The following is a 16,472-nucleotide window of genomic DNA, read 5'->3' as shown; positions in this document are numbered from 1 at the left end:
ACCCGTCTCCAACGGACCTCGCCGCGGCCTGCCGCGGCAGTCCCCGAACCTGAAGCTGAACCATGAAAACCTGCGCCGCACCCGATCCGAATCCCGTCAAACCGCGCGAGGCCCTGCCGGCCGGCGCGTGCGATGCCCACTGCCACGTCTTCGGCCCCGCCGACAAGTTCCCGTACGCGCCCGACCGCAGCTACACGCCGCCCGACGCGCCCTTCGAGCGCCTGCGCCAGTTGCATGACTTCCTGGGCCTGGACCGCGCGGTGATCGTTCAGGCCAGCTGCCACGGCGACGACAACAGCGCCATGCTCGACGCCATCGCCCGCAGCGAAGGCCGCTACCTGGGCGTGGCCATCGTCAACGGCTCCGAGACCGACGAACAACTGGCCGACATGGACGCCGGCGGCGTGCGCGCGGTGCGCTTCAATTTCGTGCAGCACCTGGGCGGCGCGCCCGACCTGGAAATCTTCGACAAGACCATCGAGCGCCTGGACGGCCTGGGCTGGCACGTCGTGCTGCACCTGGACGCTCAGGACATCCTGACCTACAGCGATCGCATCAACCGCATCAACGTGCCCTTCGTGATCGACCACATGGGCCGCGTGCAGGCCGCCAAGGGCCTGGACCAGGAGCCCTTCCGCGCGCTGCTGGAACTGATGAAGAACCCGCTGGCCTGGGTCAAGGTCTGCGGAGGCGAGCGCGTGTCCGTGGGCAAGCGCCCCTTCGCCGATGCCGCGCCCTTCGCCGCCCGGCTGATCGAAGCCGCGCCGGACCGCGTGCTGTGGGGCACCGACTGGCCGCACCCGAACATCTCGAAGGACATGCCCAACGACGGCGAGCTGGTCGACTTGATGCTGGACTTCTGCCCGGATCCCGCCCTGCGCCGCAAGCTGCTGGTCGAGAATCCCGAGAAACTCTACCGCTTCAAGCCGCTGGCCTGACCGCCGCGCACTGGCTGACGACGCTTTACCCCCGGCCCCGGACGTGCGGACTTCGCGCCCCGGGGCCATTCATTTGGGCGGCCGCCTAGGCCGCCGCCCCGATCCGTTCCACCACCGCGGCCAGGTCCGCGCGGACCTTCTCGCTCAGGCCGGCGATGGGCGGACGCGCCGGACCGGCATCGCGGCCGGCCAGCGCCATGGCCTCCTTGATCACCACCGGAAACGATCCCCAGGCCCAGGCGGCGCGCAGCGGCGCGAACACGTTGGAGATGCGCACCGCCTCGTCTTGGTTGCCGGCCCGCAGCGCGTCGTACATGCGCACCATCAGCTCGGGAAAGACGTTGGCCGCCGGCGAGATCGTGCCCTGCCCGCCATGGAACATCATGGCCAGCGCCACGGTATCGCGCCCGGAGAACAGCAGCGCGGGGCGCGGCGCGGTCAACAGGTACTCCACCGACTGCGTCAGGTCGCCGCTGGAGTCCTTCATGCCCACGATGTTCTCCGCGGCGCGCATGCAGCGCGCCAGCGTCGCCGGCAGCACGTTCACGCTGGTGCGCGGCGGATTGTTGTACAGCATGACCGGCAGCCGGGTGGCGCGCGCGACAGCGGTGTAGTGCTCGACCAGCTCGTCCTGCGACGGCTGCGCGAAATACGGCGTGATGACCAGCGCCAGGTCCACGCCCAGGGCTTCGGCGGCCTTGGTCAGTTCGATGGACTTGCGCGTGGTCGCGCCGCCCGTGCCGGCATACAGCGGCACGCGGCCGTCGATGGCCTGCATCGACAGCTCCAGCAGCCGGATGTGCTCGTCGGTGTCCAGCGCGAAGAACTCGCCCTGGCTGCCGGCCACCGAGATGCCATGCACCCCGGCCCGGATATACCCGTCGATCAGTTCGCCCACCCTCGCCTCGTCCAGGCGGTGGTCGCGGGTGAAGGGCGTGGCCATGGCCGGCACGACGCCGTGGAATTTCGAAATCTGCATGTGTACTCCCGTATAGGACGATGTCAGTCGCCGACGCCCATGAGCCGGCCCAGGCGGCCGACGTATTGCCCGAAGGCGGCTTGTTCCTTGGTGGTGCGCGGGTCGCGCGGACGCGGCAGGTCTATCCGCATGTCCTCGACGATGCGCCCCGGACTCTCGCTCATGACCAGCACCCGGTCGGACAGGAAGACGGCCTCCGCGATGCTGTGCGTGATCAGCAGCACCGTCTGCCGCATCTCCTGCCAGAGCCGCAGCAGCTCGACGTTCAACTGATCGCGCGTGAGCGCGTCCAGCGCGCCGAAGGGTTCATCCAGCAGCAGCACCTTGGGATGCGTGATCAGGATCTGCCCCAGCGCCGCGCGCTGGCGCATGCCGCCCGACAGTTCGTGCGGATGGTTGCGGCGGAACCGCTCCAGCTTGAGCACCGGCAGGATCTGCTCCACGCGGCGGTCGATCTCGGCGGGCGCCACGCCCGCCACCTCGGCCGCCAGCCGGATGTTGGCCTCCACCGTTTCCCACGGCAGCATGTTGTGGGTCTGGAACACCACGCCCACGTCGCTGGACATGCGCGTCTGGGAATGCCCGAACACCCGGATCTCGCCTCCCGCGTCGGGCTGGATCAGGCCCGCGACGATGCGCAGCAGCGTGCTCTTGCCGCAGCCGCTCGGCCCCAGGATGGACACGAACTCCCCGCGCGCGATGGAGAAATCGACCTGGTCGAGCGCCCGCACGGCGTTGCGCGAACGAAAGGTCTTGGCGGTCCGCTCGACCTGGACGGCGGTCTCGATCCGCACCGCTCCCGCATCCCCGCCCGTCATGGCCGCGGCTCTCACTTGCGCGCCCCGACCCAGCCCCCTTCCGAGATGTCGAACACGACGCCGTCCAGGTCGCGGAACTTCATCTCGTAGTACAGGCTCTTCTTGTCGTGCGGCAGGTCCATGAAGAAGGTGCCGCCACGCTCTTCGATGCGGCGCCGCTGCTCGTCCAGGTCGTCGACCCAGAAGCCGAAGTGATGGGTGCCCACCCAATCCTTGCCCCGGTCACGGCCGGCGGCATCGTCGGTCTTGTAGTTGAGCAGCGCGAGGCAGATCGTGCCGTCCGACAGGTACACGCCATCGGCCAGCGGCGAATGCGTGGGTTCGACGATCTCCAGCCCGAATACCTCGCTGTAGAACTTGGCGGCCTTCTCGGGATCGGGAACGGCAAGGGCGATGTGACGTAGCTTGGCCATGCGAAATGCTCCTGAAAGATGTGAGATGGACGCGAGGCTCAGAAGCCTCGCCACCAGATGCGCTTGGCCGCCAGTTCGACCAAGAGATACAGCAGGCCGGCCACGGCCGAGACGACGATGAGCGCGGCGAACAGATAGTCGGTGCGGCCATTGGCGTTGGCCTCGAGTATCAGGTGGCCCAGGCCGCTGTCCGAGCCCACGAACTCGCCCACGATGGCGCCGATGACCGCCAGCGGCATGGCCGAGCGGCACCCGTCCATGATGGAGGGCAGCGCCGCCGGCACGTACAGGCGGCGGAACGTGGTCCAGGCCGGCGCGCGTATGGCCTTGAAGTGCTCGATCAGGTGGGCGGGCGTGCCGGCCAGTCCCCCCATGGTCGCGATCACGACCGGGAAGAAGGCGAACAGGAAGGCCATCAGGATCTTGGACGCCGACCCGTAGCCGAACCAGATCACCATCAGCGGCGCCAACGCGATCTTGGGCAGCCCCTGGAACACCACGACCAGCGGATACAGCGCCCGCCGCAGCAGCGGCATCGCATGGATGGCCAGCCCCAGCGCGATGCCGCCGATGACCGCCATCGCGAAGCCGGCCAGCACTTCCTGGGTCGTGACCCAGGATTGCAGGACCAGCGCGGCGCGATTGGCCCACAGGCTTTCCAGCACCTTGGACAGCGGCGGCAACAGGTAGGGCTTGATGCCGAACATGTCGACGGCCCGCTCCCACAGCAGCGCCAGCATCAAGCAGAGCACGGCGGGATCGATCACGCGGCGCCAGGCATCGCCGGATGGTAGCAGCCGCAGCGCGCGCCGTCCGGCCGCGGGCAGCGGGGTGGGTTGTACGTGCGCGTTCATGCCTGCCCCTCCTGCCCACCGCCGCGGGGCCCCCAGTCGGGAGCCGGCACGACGAAGCGGGAAAAATGCCATTGGTCGAAGGCCGCGAGATCGTTCCGCCAGACCCGCGCCGTATGCGGCTGCTCGGGCGTGACCTGCACCATTTCCGCATAGAACTCGCAGTAGTTGCCGTCGGGATCCTTGAACACCAGGAACAGGTTCTCGCCCGGCCCGTGCTTGCCTATGCCGCGCACGATCTCCACGCCGCGGTCCTGCAGGTAGCGCGCCGCATCCTCTATCTCGGCCAGGGAGCCGAGCTCGTACGAGAAATGTTCCATGCCCGGGCGCCCCGGCGCATAGGTGGCTTCGCGCAAGGGACCGCCGGCGGGGATCTGCGCCAGCGCCAGATCGTGGTGGTCGCGGCCGCAACGCAGGAACGCCATCTGGTCCTCGATGTAGTCCGACACCTCCAGCCCGACGATGTCGGTATAGAAGCGCACCGAGGCCGCCAGGTCGCGCACGTTCAATACGACGTGCCCCAGCCTGCGGGGGCAGGGTCGAGTCGCCATGCTTGCCTCCTACTTCAGCAGATCGTTGGTATAGGTGTCCTGCGGCTTGACCTTGCCGTTCAGGCCGAAGGCCTTGTCGACGAACTGCACCGTCGAGCGCATGCGGTCGTCGCGCAGATAGCCCAAGCCCTGGTCCTTGGCCTGCGGGTCGACCAGCAGGTCCGCCATGTCGCGGATCTGGGCCAGCGCCACGCTCCGGTCGGTGACGGGGAACATCTTGACCATGAGGTCGGCCGCCCGCTCGGGATTGGCGAATGCGTATGCATAGCCGCGATAGGAAGCCTTCAGGAACTTGCGCACCATGTCGGGCCGCTTGCGGATGGTGTCCTCGCTGGCGGCGAAGCCGCTGCCGTAGGCATCCAGGCCGAAATCGCTGTATTCGACCCAGCCCAGCGGCACGCCCGCCGCATCGGCCTGCTTCTGCGTGACCGCGCGGTTGCTCGCGCGCCAGCATTCGGCCAGATCGATGCGTCCCTCGATCAGCGAGGCGTCCACGACGGCCGGGTCCATGCGCAGCAGCCGGATGCCGTCGCGTGGCTGGCCGTTGAGTTCCAGCCACGCCGGCACCACGTTGTGGACCGGCGAGGCCGAGCCGCCCCCCAGCGTCAGCCCCTTCATGTCGGCAGGCGACTTGGGCTTGTGCCGCCGGGTATCGAAGCAGATGCCGGCCGGCCAGCGCGTGTTGAGCGCGCCCACCATGCGGATCTTGCCGCCGTTGGACCGGTTCAGGACCAGGCTGATCGGATCGACGTAGCCGAACTCGTACTGCCCCTGGTCCAGTTCGTTCGCGGTACGGTTGCCGCCGTAGCCGCGCTGGATGTTGACGTCCAGGCCCGCTTCCTTGAAATACCCGAGTTCCTGCGCGACGATCACGCCCACGGAGCTGCCCTGGGGCAGCCAGGCCATGTTGTATGCGACCTTCTCCTGGGCGTGCGCCGCTCCGGCCCAACCGATCAGCGCCGCCAGGCCCAGTGCCCGGCCCCACGCCGCAAAACCTTGCTTGCAGGGTTGCATGTCTTCTTCTCCATACGACGTACAGCGAATGACCACGACTACCCGGCGCGCTCAGACCTTCTCGGCTTGCACCTGGTTGGACAGACGGCCGATGCCGTCAACGGTGGCGACCATGGTGTCGCCGGCCTTCAGGTAGATGCCCCGTCCCATGCCCACGCCGGTGGGCGTGCCGGTGGCGACGACGTCGCCCGGTTCCAGCGTGACGATGGTGGACAGGTAGGCGATCTGCTCGCGCACCGTCCAGATCATGTTGGCGGTGCTGTCCTGCTGCATCGGCTCGCCATTGACGTCCAGCCTGAGCTGCACGGCCTGGGGATCGGGAATCTGCCAGGACGGCACCAGCCAGGGCCCCAGCGGCGCGAACGTATCGTGGCATTTGCCCTGGAACCAGTCGTGCTTGAAGGGGTAGTCGGACCGCACGTTCAGGTCGCGTGCCGACACGTCGTTCAGGATGGTGTAGCAGGCGACGTGGTCCAGCGCCCGCTCGGCCGACACGCGCCGGCACCGCGTGCCGATGACGGCCGCCAGTTCCACTTCCCAGTCCAGCATGGCCGTTTCCGGCGGAAGCTGGACCACGTCGCCATCGCCCACCACGGTGTTCGACAGCTTCAGGAACATGTAGGGCTTGCTTTGGGATTTGGCAGCCAGGACGGTGCCCATCTCGTTGGCATGGGCCGCGTAGTTGGAGGCGGCGCAGAAGATGCGCTGCGGCACGTAGGGAGCGGCGACCGTGCGTTCACCGGCGGGCACCGGCCGGATGGCGCCCGAGGCAGCCAGGCGTTCGGCCGCCGGACCTGCCTCGCGCAGCCATGGGGCGGTCTGCGGCCAGGCTTCCAGCATGCGGGCGATGCCGCCGCGGCAGGCCTCGGGCAAGGCCGGCAATCCTGCCGCCAGGGCCGCGTCCAGGTCGTACAGGCGCTGGTCCAGGACCAAGGCGGGGGCCAGCCGGTCGGACCGGCGGTAAGTGGCAAGGGCAATCCAGGACATTCGACAACTCCTCTGTTGATGACATCCGGTACGGCTTTGCATTCACTTTCCATAAATTGTGTGCAATATTATTTTCCAGCACGCAAATTGGTCAAGAAAATATGCATAGGGGGAAACGCGAAGAAACGATGCCAGGCAAGAGGAAGGAAATGGGAGGCGGCGGCAGGACGAGGCCAACTCCGGTACGGAGCCGGCCCGCCAGGCGCGGGAATGAAGGAGTGGCGTTCAGGACGAACGGCCGGAGGGAAGGTTCAGGCGGCGGAGGCCGATGGATGGCGCTCGCGGCCGAAATGCTGCAGGACGTTCATGGCGGAATTCGCCGCATGGCTGTGCATGGCCTGGGCGGCCGCCTCGCCGTCGTGCTCCAGCAAGGCCTTGACCAGGGCCTCGTGCTCGACGTGGGAATGCTGCAGCCGGTTCTCGGCCACGAAAAAACCTTGCGCGCGGAAAGGCGCCAGCCGCTGGCGCAGCCCCAGCGCGATTTCCTGCAAGGTCTTGTTGCGCGCGCCCGCATAGATGAGCGCATGGAACTCCTCGTTCAGGGCGGCATAGGCCTGGGAATCCCCGCGCGCCACCGCGTCGGTCGCCTGCTGGTGGATGAATTCGATCCGCTTGCGGTCGCTGGGGGCGGCCCGCAACGCACACAGCTTGGCGCACAGCGCCTCGACCTCGCCCGAGGCCTCGAACAGCCCATCCAGGTCGGACTCGGCCATGACCGCGACGGAAAATCCGCGCCGCGGCAGATACTCGACCAGGCGGGTCGATGCCAGCTGGCGCAGCGCATCCCGGACCGGGCTGCGCGAGACATTGAAGCGGGTGGCGATGGATTGTTCGTCCAGGCGTTCGCCGGGCTGGAAGCGGCCGCGCACGATTTCCTCGGCCAGTTGATCCGCCACGGTCTGCGAGAGCGTCTTGCCGGGTCCTTTGTCCGTCATCTGGGAACCTTGTGCGAGGGCGGTTGCGATTCGAAAATTGTCTACAAAAACAATCTACCGCATACAATTTTAGCACCGACGCCAAAATAGAAAAGGGGCTGCGCCGCAGCCCCCTTCTTCCCCTTCCCGATTCCCCCGGCCACGTCAGTGTACCGGCGCCCCATCCTGGAACCAGCGCGCCAGCAGGGCCCGCTCGTCGTCGGTCATGCCGGTGGCGTTGTTCAGCGGCATGGTCTTCTGCACCACGGCCTGCTGGTAGACCACCTGCGCATGCGATTTCAGCAGCTCGGGGGTTTGCAGCTGTATGCCCTTGTTCGCGAGCTGGGCGTTGTGGCACACCACGCACCGCTGCGCCACCACCTGCCGGACCTGCCCGATGTCCTGGGCGCCCAGCGGCGCCGACGGTGCGGCGGCCTTGTCCAGGCCGGGCGGCGCGATCGCCACGGCCACCCCCAGCAGCAGCGCGATGCCCGCCGCCGGATACCAGGGGTTGGTGACGCCCTTGTGGCGCAGCACGAAGAACTGTCGGATCAGGGCGCCCGCCAGCATCAGGGCGATCAGCACCAGCCAGTTGTGGGGGGCGGAATAGACCATGCTGTAGTGGTTCGACAGCATGGCGAACAGCACCGGCAGCGTGAAGTAGGTGTTGTGGACGCTGCGCTGCTTGCCCAGCTTGCCGTGGATGGGATCGACCGGCTCGCCCGCGCGCATGGCGGCCACGACCTTGCGCTGCCCCGGGATGATCACCATGAGCACGTTGGCGCTCATGATGGTGGCGATCATGGCCCCCACGATCAGGAAGGCGGCGCGCCCCGCGAACAGGTGGCAGGCCAGCCAGGCCGCCGCCGCCACGAACAGCGCCACCGCGATGCCGACCTTGCGGTCCGCGCGCTCGTCGGTGCCCGCGACACGGCAGATGATGTCGTACACCAGCCAGCCCACCACCAGGAAGCACAGCACCGCCACCACCGCCGCCACCGGCCCCCAGTCGAACACGTTGCGGTCGATCAGGTAGGTCTGGGCGTTGAACAGGTATAGCGCCACCAGCAGCGCGAAGCCCGACATCCAGGTGGAATAGCTTTCCCAGTAGAACCAGTGCAGGTGTTCGGGTAGGCGCTTGGGGGCGACGAGATACTTCTGCGGGTTGTAGAACCCGCCGCCGTGCACGGCCCAGAGTTCGCCGGAGACGCCCTTGTCGATCAGTTCCGGGTCTTGCGGCTTCATCAGGCTGTTGTCGAGCCAGACGAAGTAGAACGAGGATCCGATCCAGGCGATGCCCGTGATGATGTGCAGCCAACGCAGCAGCAGATTGGCCCAATCAAGGATGTAGGCTTCCATGCCCTTCCTGCCAGAGCAATGCTCACCACTGCGGGCGCTGTGAGCAGGACGGGTCGCGCCAGATGCGAAGCGCCGCGGCGACCTTACAATCAACGGGGGCCTGGCGGCCCCCGCTTGTGACGGTTTGCATCTTCACCCGACGCCCCGCGGCTTGTCAATATCGTCCGCCGGCACCCCGCCGCTCCTGGGAACGGAACTTGCGAGCTACGCGCGCCGGGTTTGTACAGGAGGTACGCGATGATGTTCGTTCCCCGCCTTCGGCTGTTCGCCGTATGCGCGGCCACGGCCGGCGCCATGGCCGCGGGCTGTTCCCACCCGAGCGATCCGCTGGCCTATACCCGCAACGAATTCGCCCGCACCGACACCTACTCGCGCGCCTATCCGAAGGCGCCCGAAATGGTGTGCGAGGCCGGCAAGCGTTCGCTGCTCAGCCAGGGCTACACGCTGGCCGACGCCGGCGCGCGCTCGATCGAGGGGCACAAACAGTTCCAGAGCGGCGACAACTACAAGGAGATCACCTTCCGCCTGGTCTGCGAACCCGACCATGCCGGAACCACCCGGTCGATCGCCTTCGTCAACGCGGTCGAATCGACCTTCGCGCTGAAGAAGACCAACAACTCGGCCAGCGTCGGCGTCGGGCTGCTGGGCTCGGTGTCCATGCCCTTCACCTCGTCGGACGACTCCATGGTCAAGACCGGCAGCGAGACCATCGCCTCGGATGATTTCTACAGCCGTTTCTTCGCGTTGCTGGAACAGTACATGCCGTCCGCCTCGCCGACGCCGCAGGGCGACGCCGCTGCGCCGGCCCCCAAGTCGCCCTAGCGGCGGGCAGCCATCCGCTAGAATGGACGGGATGCTCCAGAACGGAGCCCCACGCCCGGAGACGAGTCCATGGATCGCCCTGTCGCCCCGCCCCAACTGGCGGATTCCCGTCTTTTCAGAAACCAGGCCTACATAGGCGGCGCATGGGTGGATGCCCGGGATGGCGCCACCTTCGCGGTCGACAATCCGGCCGACGGCGGGACGCTGGCCCGCGTCGCCGACCTGGACGCCTCGCAGACCGAGGAAGCCATCGCCGCGGCCCAGGCGGCGTTCGGCCCCTGGCGGGCGCGCACGGCGAAGGACCGGGCCGCCATCCTGCGGCGCTGGTTCGAGCTGATCCTGGCGCATGCCGACGACCTGGCCGCGCTGATGACGCTGGAACAGGGCAAGCCCCTGGCCGAGGCCAAGGGCGAGGTCGCCTATGCCGCCTCGTTCGTCGAGTGGTTCGCCGAACAAGGCAAGCGCATCGCCGGCGATACGCTGGCGCCCGTGGCCGCCGGCACGCGCATGCTGGTGCTGCGCGAGCCCATAGGCGTGTGCGCGGCCATCACGCCGTGGAATTTCCCGCTGGCCATGATCACCCGCAAGGCGGGCCCCGCGCTGGCCGCGGGCTGCACCATGGTGCTCAAGCCCGCCGAGCAGACCCCGCTGTCCGCGCTGGCGCTGGCGGAACTGGCGCACCGCGCCGGCCTGCCCGCCGGCGTGCTGAACATCGTGACGGCAGACAGCGAACGCTCCATCGCCGCCGGCAAGGCGCTGTGCGCGAGCCCGGTGGTGCGCAAGCTCACCTTCACCGGCTCCACGCCGGTGGGCCGCATCCTGATGCAGCAAAGCGCACCCACCATCAAGAAGCTGTCGCTGGAGCTGGGCGGCCTGGCTCCCTTCATCGTCTTTGAAGACGCCGACCTGGACGCCGCCGTGGACGGCGCCATCGCTTCCAAGTACCGCAACGCCGGGCAGACCTGCGTCTGCACCAACCGCTTCTACGTACACGACAGCATCTACGATGCCTTCGTCCAGAAGCTGGCCGAGCGCACCGGCGGCCTGAAGGTGGGCAGCGGCTTCGACGCCGGCGTCGCCCAGGGCCCGCTGATCGACGAGGCCGCCATCGCCAAGGTCGACCAGCACGTGCAGGACGCCGTGGGCAAGGGCGCGCGGATCCTGGCGGGCGGCAAGCGGCATGCGCTGGGCGGCCGCTTCTACGAACCCACGGTACTGGCCGACGTGTCCGAGGACATGCTGTGCATGCGCGAGGAAACCTTCGGGCCGGTCGCCCCCGTGGTCCGTTTCCGCGACGAGGCCGACGTCATCCGCCTGGCCAACGACACGGAGTTCGGGCTCGCCTCGTACTTCTACAGCCGCGACATCGGCCGCATCTTCCGCGTGGCCGAGGCGCTGGAATACGGCATGGTCGGCGTCAACACCGGCCTGATCTCGAACGAGGTCGCACCCTTCGGCGGCGTCAAGCAGTCGGGCCTGGGCCGCGAGGGCTCGGTCTACGGCATCGACGACTACCTCGAGATGAAGTACGTGTGCCTGGGCGGGATATGAGCGTGCCCGCCCGGCCGCCCGAAGGGCGCGCGACCTCCCTCGGGGAGGATGTCGCGCAGCGACAGGAAGGTAGTCCAGTGAGCGGGCACGCTTCGGTCAGGCCGGCGCGGCCGCAGGACGTCGCGCCCATCCTCGCCCTGATGCGCGGACTGGCGGAATACGAGAACCTGACCCACCTGTTCCTGGCCCGCGACGAGGACCTGCGGGACGCCTTATTCGGGCCGCATCCGGCGGCCGAATGCCTGGTGGCGGACGTGGCAGGCGAAGTGGTGGGCTATGCCCTCTTCTTCCACAACTACTCCACCTTCCTCGGCCGCCGTGGCCTGTACCTGGAGGATCTCTACGTACACCCCGACCAGCGGGGCCGCGGGCTGGGCAAGCGCCTGCTGCGCGCCCTGGCCGCCCTGGCGGTGGAGCGCCGCTGCGGCCGCTTCGAGTGGAGCGTGCTGGACTGGAACCAGCCCGCCATCGACTTCTACGAAGCCATGGGCGCCGAGGTGCTGCCCGATTGGCGCATCGTGCGCGTCACAGGCGAGGCCCTGGCGCGGCTGGGGTCGGCGGCCGGTTGAGCCGGGCCGCCTGGGGAGCCCCCTCCCCCGGGCCTAGACCCGGAACATTCCCACCATCCGGTCCAGCCGCTCGGCCATCTCGCGCATTTCCTCGGCCGAGCGGGCCGTCTCGCCCATGGCCGCGGTGGTTTCCTCGACCATCTGGGCGATGCTCTCCACCTGCTGGGCGATCGAGGTGCTGGCCGCCGACTGCTCCTTGGTCGCATGCGCCACTTCGCGCACGCGCTCGAGCGAGGTGTCCGCGCTGGAACTGATCTCGCGCAGCGACACGGCCACTTCGTCGGCCAGGCTGGTGCCCTCGGCCACCATGGGCAGGATGTGCTCCATCGTCACGGTGGACTCGGCCGTCTCGCGCTGGACCGCGCTGACCATTTCCTCGATCTCGACCGTGGCCGACGACGTACGCTCGGCCAGTTTGCGGACCTCGTCCGCCACCACGCTGAAGCCTCGGCCCTGCTCGCCGGCCCGGGCGGCCTCGATGGCCGCGTTCAGGGCCAGCAGGTTGGTCTGGCCGGCGATCTCCTTGATGGAAGCGGCGATGGAGTTGATCTGCACCGCCCTTTCCTCCAGGCCCCGGATCTTGTGCGAGGCCTCGCCCACCGCACTGGCGATGCGCTTCATGCTTTCGGCGGCGCTCATGACGCGGGTCTCGCCGTCGCGGCATTTCTCGGCCACGCCCTCGGAGTTGTGCTGGGTCTGGCTGGCCGCATCCGAAATGTGGGCCACCGACACGGTCAATTCCTCGACCGCCGCGGCCATCGAGGACGTCGCGTCGCTCTGCTGCACCGCGGCCGTGGAGACCTGGTTCACCGACTCGGCGATGCGATGGGCGTCGCGCTTCATGGTGGCCGCTTCCTCGCGAACCCGCGAGATCAGGTTGCGCACGGACTCCGACATCCTGGCGAAGCCGTCCAGCAGGCTGCCCGGTTCGGCATCCGGCAGCTTCTGGCTGAGATCGCCGCCGGCGGCGCGGCGCATGATCTCGAGCACGGCGCGGGGCTCGCCGCCGATCTGGCGGATGACGCCGCGGGCGATGAGGCCGCTGGCCAGCAGCAGGACCACCGCCAGTACGAGCGCCGTGCCGATGCCCGTGACGAGCTGGCGCGAGATGGCCTCGTCCAGGTCGTCGACGTAGACGCCGGTGCCGATCACCCAGTTCCAGGGCTGGAAATGCTTGTAGATGTTCAGCTTGGGCACGGGCTCCGTCTCGCCGGGCCGGGCGAACAGGATGCGCATGTAGCTCTGCCCGCCCCCCTCGCGCATCGCCGCCAGGCGCTCCTGCATGGCCACGCCCGGATCGCGCTTGTCGCCCGAGCGGGTGATGGCGTTGGAGCCCGCCAGCGCCGGATTGCCCCCGTTCATCACGATGAGGCCCTGCTCGTCGGTGACGAAGATGTATTCGGTCTTGCCGTTGCTGCCGCCATAACGGAAGCCCTGCAACGCCGCCTTGGCGGCCTCCTGGGCCTGCTGCTGGGTCATCTGGCCCTTCTGCTGCAGTTCCTGGTAGTGGTTGACGACGCCCCAGGCGCCCTGGGCGACGGCCAGGATCTCCGATTTCTTGGCTTCGAGCAGCAATTGCCGCTCGCTGTAGATGGACCATCCCTGCACCGCCAGCAGCAGGACCACCGCCAGGGCCACCAGCACCGCCAGCCGGCCCTTCAGCGACGACCTGGCCGTCAAGGACGCCGGGGCGGGACGTGTCTCGCCGCCGGAAAAACCACTCGTATCATGCATTACCGCGCTCATTCGATCCCCTTGCACGCGACCCGCCGGGGCATGGCGCACCGGCGCGGCGACGAAAACTCACTCAAGCCATTAACGGCATGCCCGGCGGGATCTGTATGGCGGAACACGGGACCGGGCCAGCCGGCAAACATGAAATGAAAAAAGGGAGCTTTCGCTCCCTTTTCCCAAGTCTTGCCGACCGCCCGTCAGGCGGCTTCGCGGCTGGCGCGCTTGCGGTCGTGCTCCTTCAGGTGCAGCTTGCGCAGCCGGATGTTCTTGGGCGTGATCTCGACCAGTTCGTCGTCGGCGATGAATTCCACCGCGTACTCCAGCGTCAGCTGGATGGGCGGGACCAGGCGCACGGCCTCGTCCGTGCCCGAGGCGCGTACGTTGGTGAGCTGCTTGCCCTTGATCGGGTTGACCACCAGATCGTTGTCGCGGCTGTGGATGCCGATGATCATGCCTTCGTACAGCGCCTCGCCGGGCGAGACGAACATGCGGCCGCGGTCCTGCAGCTTCCACAGCGCGTAGGCCACGGCATCGCCGTCCTCCTGGCTGATCAGCACGCCGTTGTGGCGTTCGCCCAGGGTGCCGTCGCGAACCGGGGCATATTCGTCGAACACGTGGCTGATCAGGCCGGTGCCGCGCGTCAGCGTCATGAACTCGCCCTGGAAGCCGATCAGGCCGCGTGCGGGAATGCGGTATTCCAGGCGGGTACGGCCCTTGCCGTCCGACGCCATGTCCAGCAGTTCGCCCTTGCGGCGGCCCAGTTCTTCCATCACCGAGCCCTGGTGGCCGTCCTCGACATCCACCGTCAGCAGCTCGAACGGCTCGCACTTGACGCCGTCGATCTCCTTGAAGACCACGCGCGGACGCGAGACGGCCAGTTCGTAGCCCTCGCGGCGCATGTTCTCCAGCAGGATGGTCAGGTGCAGTTCGCCACGGCCCGACACCTCGAACACGGTATCGTCGCCGGTTTCGCGCACGCGCAGCGCCACGTTGGACTTGAGCTCGCGGTCCAGGCGGTCGCGCAGCTGGCGGCTGGTCACGAACTTGCCTTCGCGGCCGGCCAGCGGTGACGTGTTCACGCAGAAATTCATGGTCAGCGTCGGCTCGTCGACCTTGATCATGGGCAAGGCCTCGGGCGCCTCCGGTGCGCACACCGTGCAGCCGATGCCCAGTTCATCGATACCGTTGATCAGGACGATGTCGCCGGCCTGCGCCTCGGGAACGATCTCGCGCTCCAGGCCACGGAACTTCAGCACCTGGTTGACCCGGCCCTTGATGGGGTTGCCCTCGGGGCCGAACTTGATCACCACGTCCTGCAACGGACGCACGCGGCCGCGCGTGATGCGGCCCACGCCGATCTTGCCGACGTAGCTGGAATAGTCCAGCGACACGATCTGCAGTTGCAGCGGACCGTCGGCATCGTCGTTGCGCACGGGCACCTTGTCCAGGATCACGTCGAACAACGGCTTCATGTCGCCGCTGCGCACGTCCTCGGTCAGGCCCGCGTAGCCGTTCAGGCCCGACGCGTAGACGACCGGGAAGTCGAGTTGTTCCTCGCTTGCGCCCAGCTTGTCGAACAGGTCGAAGGTCTGGTTGATCACCCAGTCCGGACGCGCGCCCGGGCGGTCGATCTTGTTGATAACGACGATGGGCTTGAGGCCCAGGGCCAGCGCCTTGCGGGTGACGAAGCGGGTCTGGGGCATCGGCCCCTCGACCGCGTCGACCAGCAGCAGCACGCCGTCCACCATGGACAGCACCCGCTCGACCTCGCCGCCGAAGTCGGCGTGCCCCGGGGTGTCCACGATGTTGATGTGCGTGCCTTCGTATTCGACCGCACAGTTCTTGGCCAGGATCGTGATGCCACGTTCCTTTTCGATGTCGTTCGAGTCCATGACCCGTTCGGCCACCTGCTCGTTCTCGCGGAAGGTGCCCGCCTGCCGCAGCAGCTGGTCCACCAGGGTCGTCTTGCCATGGTCCACGTGGGCGATGATCGCCACGTTGCGCAATGCGCGTGTCATGTCGTTTCCTTGAATGAAATCAATCTGTCGGGCTGCAGCCAGCCGTCCTCGCAGCGAGCCGTTCCCAGGAATCCACCGTCCGGCCCGGCAACCCGGACCTTGCCTGCTTCTGTCTCGGCGGCCGCCGTGCCGGTTGCCTCGCCGGCGGCCATTCTTTCCTTGCGCCCCTGCATGAAGCGCTGGGCCGCCGCCGCCTCCAGCCGTACGACCGGCAGGTCGGCCAGCAGCGACTCCATCGGCAGCAGCGCGCCGGCCGGATCGGCCAGCGCCTCCAGCCGTTCCAGGGTCCAGGCCTGTGCCAGGTCGAACCCCGCCGTACGCGTGCGCCGCAGCGCCGTCAGGTGCGCGCCGCATCCCAGTGCCCGGCCGACGTCCTGCGCCAGCGTACGGACGTAGGTGCCCTTGCTGCACGAGACGTCGATCGTCGCCGATCGTCCGGACAGCGACAGCAGCCGCAACCCATGGATCGTGACCTGCCTCGGCTCCCGCTCCAGCTCGACGCCCTCGCGCGCGTATTCGTACAAGGGCTTGCCGTCGCGCTTGAGCGCCGAATACATGGGCGGCACCTGCGAAATCCTGCCGACGAAGCGTGACAACACGTCGCGCATCCTCGCCTCGTCCACGGCCAGGGCGGGATCCTGTCCGGGAAAACCGACCGGCATGCCCGTACGGTCGCCGCTGTCCGTTTCCTCGCCCAGCGCCAGCGTCGCGGTATAGCTCTTGTCGGCATCGAACATCCCGCCGGAGAACTTGGTCGCTTCGCCGAAGCACAGCACCATCAGGCCGGTCGCGAACGGATCCAGCGTCCCCGTGTGTCCCGCCTTGCGCGCATCCAGGATGCGGCGCGCGCGCTGCAAGGCATGATTGCTGGACAAGCCCTCGGGTTTGTCCAGCAGCAACACACCATCCAGCGCACGCCCGCGTCGGGAAGCCATCGCAATCGTCGGAAAAAAA

16 protein-coding genes are annotated in these 16,472 nt (G+C 67.8%); 4 read left to right on the top strand and 12 right to left on the bottom strand.

Features of this window, described 5'->3' with window-relative positions; genetic code table 11:
- Positions 1-62: 62 nt before the first annotated feature.
- The gene (locus tag CDO46_RS14380; RefSeq protein WP_087839173.1) at positions 63-938 is read left to right on the top strand and encodes an amidohydrolase; all 876 of its coding nucleotides are present in this window, start codon (positions 63-65) and stop codon (positions 936-938) included.
- An 85-nt stretch (positions 939-1,023) separates the two neighbouring features.
- On the opposite strand, the gene dapA is transcribed toward CDO46_RS14380, so the two are convergent.
- From dapA to CDO46_RS14335, 9 genes are all read right to left on the bottom strand, one after another.
- Complete coding sequence (gene dapA, locus CDO46_RS14375; RefSeq protein ID WP_087839172.1) at positions 1,024-1,917, bottom strand: 4-hydroxy-tetrahydrodipicolinate synthase; 894 nt, start codon at positions 1,915-1,917, stop codon at positions 1,024-1,026.
- A 23-nt stretch (positions 1,918-1,940) separates the two neighbouring features.
- Positions 1,941-2,735: an ABC transporter ATP-binding protein gene (locus CDO46_RS14370; RefSeq protein WP_087839171.1), complete on the bottom strand. Its 795-nt coding sequence runs from the start codon at positions 2,733-2,735 to the stop codon at positions 1,941-1,943.
- Positions 2,736-2,746: 11 nt separating this feature from the next.
- Entirely contained in the window at positions 2,747-3,148 is a 402-nt protein-coding gene (locus CDO46_RS14365; protein WP_087839170.1) for a VOC family protein, read from the bottom strand.
- Between the two features lie 38 nt (positions 3,149-3,186).
- The gene (locus CDO46_RS14360; protein WP_243724639.1) at positions 3,187-4,002 is read right to left on the bottom strand and encodes an ABC transporter permease; all 816 of its coding nucleotides are present in this window, start codon (positions 4,000-4,002) and stop codon (positions 3,187-3,189) included.
- On the bottom strand, positions 3,999-4,550 hold the full coding sequence (locus CDO46_RS14355; RefSeq protein WP_087839169.1) for a VOC family protein: 552 nt from the start codon (positions 4,548-4,550) through the stop codon (positions 3,999-4,001). The genes CDO46_RS14360 and CDO46_RS14355 overlap by 4 nt, the downstream gene beginning before the upstream one ends.
- Positions 4,551-4,559: 9 nt before the next feature.
- Positions 4,560-5,564, bottom strand: coding sequence for an ABC transporter substrate-binding protein (locus CDO46_RS14350; protein WP_087839168.1), 1,005 nt, complete (start codon positions 5,562-5,564; stop codon positions 4,560-4,562).
- Between the two features lie 51 nt (positions 5,565-5,615).
- Positions 5,616-6,551, bottom strand: a complete 936-nt coding sequence (locus tag CDO46_RS14345; RefSeq protein ID WP_087839167.1) for a fumarylacetoacetate hydrolase family protein — start codon at positions 6,549-6,551, stop codon at positions 5,616-5,618.
- A gap of 251 nt (positions 6,552-6,802) precedes the next feature.
- Entirely contained in the window at positions 6,803-7,486 is a 684-nt protein-coding gene (locus tag CDO46_RS14340; RefSeq protein ID WP_087839166.1) for a GntR family transcriptional regulator, read from the bottom strand.
- 144 nt (positions 7,487-7,630) lie between these two features.
- Complete coding sequence (locus CDO46_RS14335; protein WP_087839165.1) at positions 7,631-8,824, bottom strand: urate hydroxylase PuuD; 1,194 nt, start codon at positions 8,822-8,824, stop codon at positions 7,631-7,633.
- A 237-nt stretch (positions 8,825-9,061) separates the two neighbouring features.
- Here CDO46_RS14335 and CDO46_RS14330 point away from each other — a divergent pair, with 237 nt between their 5' ends.
- The 3 genes from CDO46_RS14330 (at position 9,062) to CDO46_RS14320 (ending at position 11,766) form a co-directional block, all read left to right on the top strand.
- Positions 9,062-9,646, top strand: a complete 585-nt coding sequence (locus CDO46_RS14330; protein WP_087839164.1) for a DUF2242 domain-containing protein — start codon at positions 9,062-9,064, stop codon at positions 9,644-9,646.
- Between the two features lie 69 nt (positions 9,647-9,715).
- Positions 9,716-11,197: an NAD-dependent succinate-semialdehyde dehydrogenase gene (locus CDO46_RS14325; protein WP_087839163.1), complete on the top strand. Its 1,482-nt coding sequence runs from the start codon at positions 9,716-9,718 to the stop codon at positions 11,195-11,197.
- A gap of 77 nt (positions 11,198-11,274) precedes the next feature.
- Positions 11,275-11,766: a GNAT family N-acetyltransferase gene (locus CDO46_RS14320; RefSeq protein ID WP_087839162.1), complete on the top strand. Its 492-nt coding sequence runs from the start codon at positions 11,275-11,277 to the stop codon at positions 11,764-11,766.
- Positions 11,767-11,799: 33 nt separating this feature from the next.
- Here the strand turns inward: CDO46_RS14320 and CDO46_RS14315 are convergent, their stop codons facing one another.
- From CDO46_RS14315 to truB, 3 genes are all read right to left on the bottom strand, one after another.
- Positions 11,800-13,500, bottom strand: coding sequence for a methyl-accepting chemotaxis protein (locus CDO46_RS14315; protein WP_087839161.1), 1,701 nt, complete (start codon positions 13,498-13,500; stop codon positions 11,800-11,802).
- 197 nt (positions 13,501-13,697) lie between these two features.
- Positions 13,698-15,518, bottom strand: coding sequence for a translational GTPase TypA (gene typA, locus CDO46_RS14310; protein ID WP_087839160.1), 1,821 nt, complete (start codon positions 15,516-15,518; stop codon positions 13,698-13,700).
- On the bottom strand, positions 15,515-16,453 hold the full coding sequence (gene truB / locus CDO46_RS14305; RefSeq protein ID WP_087839159.1) for a tRNA pseudouridine(55) synthase TruB: 939 nt from the start codon (positions 16,451-16,453) through the stop codon (positions 15,515-15,517). Before truB ends, typA begins: the two co-directional genes overlap by 4 nt.
- Between the last annotated feature and the right edge of the window lie 19 nt (positions 16,454-16,472).

Source organism: Pigmentiphaga sp. NML030171 (genome assembly GCF_002188635.1).
GTDB classification, from domain to species: Bacteria; Pseudomonadota; Gammaproteobacteria; order Burkholderiales; family Burkholderiaceae_B; genus Pigmentiphaga; species Pigmentiphaga daeguensis.
This window is presented reverse-complemented; position numbering and strand designations above follow the sequence as displayed.

What these genes read in the sequence shown, in the direction of transcription:
- CDO46_RS14380 (WP_087839173.1), top strand. Translation starts at nt 63, where the DNA reads ATGAAAACCTGCGCCGCACCCGATCCGAATCCCGTCAAACCGCGCGAG.
- dapA (WP_087839172.1), bottom strand. Translation starts at nt 1,917, where the DNA reads ATGCAGATTTCGAAATTCCACGGCGTCGTGCCGGCCATGGCCACGCCC.
- CDO46_RS14370 (WP_087839171.1), bottom strand. Translation starts at nt 2,735, where the DNA reads ATGACGGGCGGGGATGCGGGAGCGGTGCGGATCGAGACCGCCGTCCAG.
- CDO46_RS14365 (WP_087839170.1), bottom strand. Translation starts at nt 3,148, where the DNA reads ATGGCCAAGCTACGTCACATCGCCCTTGCCGTTCCCGATCCCGAGAAG.
- CDO46_RS14360 (WP_243724639.1), bottom strand. Translation starts at nt 4,002, where the DNA reads ATGAACGCGCACGTACAACCCACCCCGCTGCCCGCGGCCGGACGGCGC.
- CDO46_RS14355 (WP_087839169.1), bottom strand. Translation starts at nt 4,550, where the DNA reads ATGGCGACTCGACCCTGCCCCCGCAGGCTGGGGCACGTCGTATTGAAC.
- CDO46_RS14350 (WP_087839168.1), bottom strand. Translation starts at nt 5,564, where the DNA reads ATGCAACCCTGCAAGCAAGGTTTTGCGGCGTGGGGCCGGGCACTGGGC.
- CDO46_RS14345 (WP_087839167.1), bottom strand. Translation starts at nt 6,551, where the DNA reads ATGTCCTGGATTGCCCTTGCCACTTACCGCCGGTCCGACCGGCTGGCC.
- CDO46_RS14340 (WP_087839166.1), bottom strand. Translation starts at nt 7,486, where the DNA reads ATGACGGACAAAGGACCCGGCAAGACGCTCTCGCAGACCGTGGCGGAT.
- CDO46_RS14335 (WP_087839165.1), bottom strand. Translation starts at nt 8,824, where the DNA reads ATGGAAGCCTACATCCTTGATTGGGCCAATCTGCTGCTGCGTTGGCTG.
- CDO46_RS14330 (WP_087839164.1), top strand. Translation starts at nt 9,062, where the DNA reads ATGATGTTCGTTCCCCGCCTTCGGCTGTTCGCCGTATGCGCGGCCACG.
- CDO46_RS14325 (WP_087839163.1), top strand. Translation starts at nt 9,716, where the DNA reads ATGGATCGCCCTGTCGCCCCGCCCCAACTGGCGGATTCCCGTCTTTTC.
- CDO46_RS14315 (WP_087839161.1), bottom strand. Translation starts at nt 13,500, where the DNA reads ATGCATGATACGAGTGGTTTTTCCGGCGGCGAGACACGTCCCGCCCCG.
- typA (WP_087839160.1), bottom strand. Translation starts at nt 15,518, where the DNA reads ATGACACGCGCATTGCGCAACGTGGCGATCATCGCCCACGTGGACCAT.
- truB (WP_087839159.1), bottom strand. Translation starts at nt 16,453, where the DNA reads ATGGCTTCCCGACGCGGGCGTGCGCTGGATGGTGTGTTGCTGCTGGAC.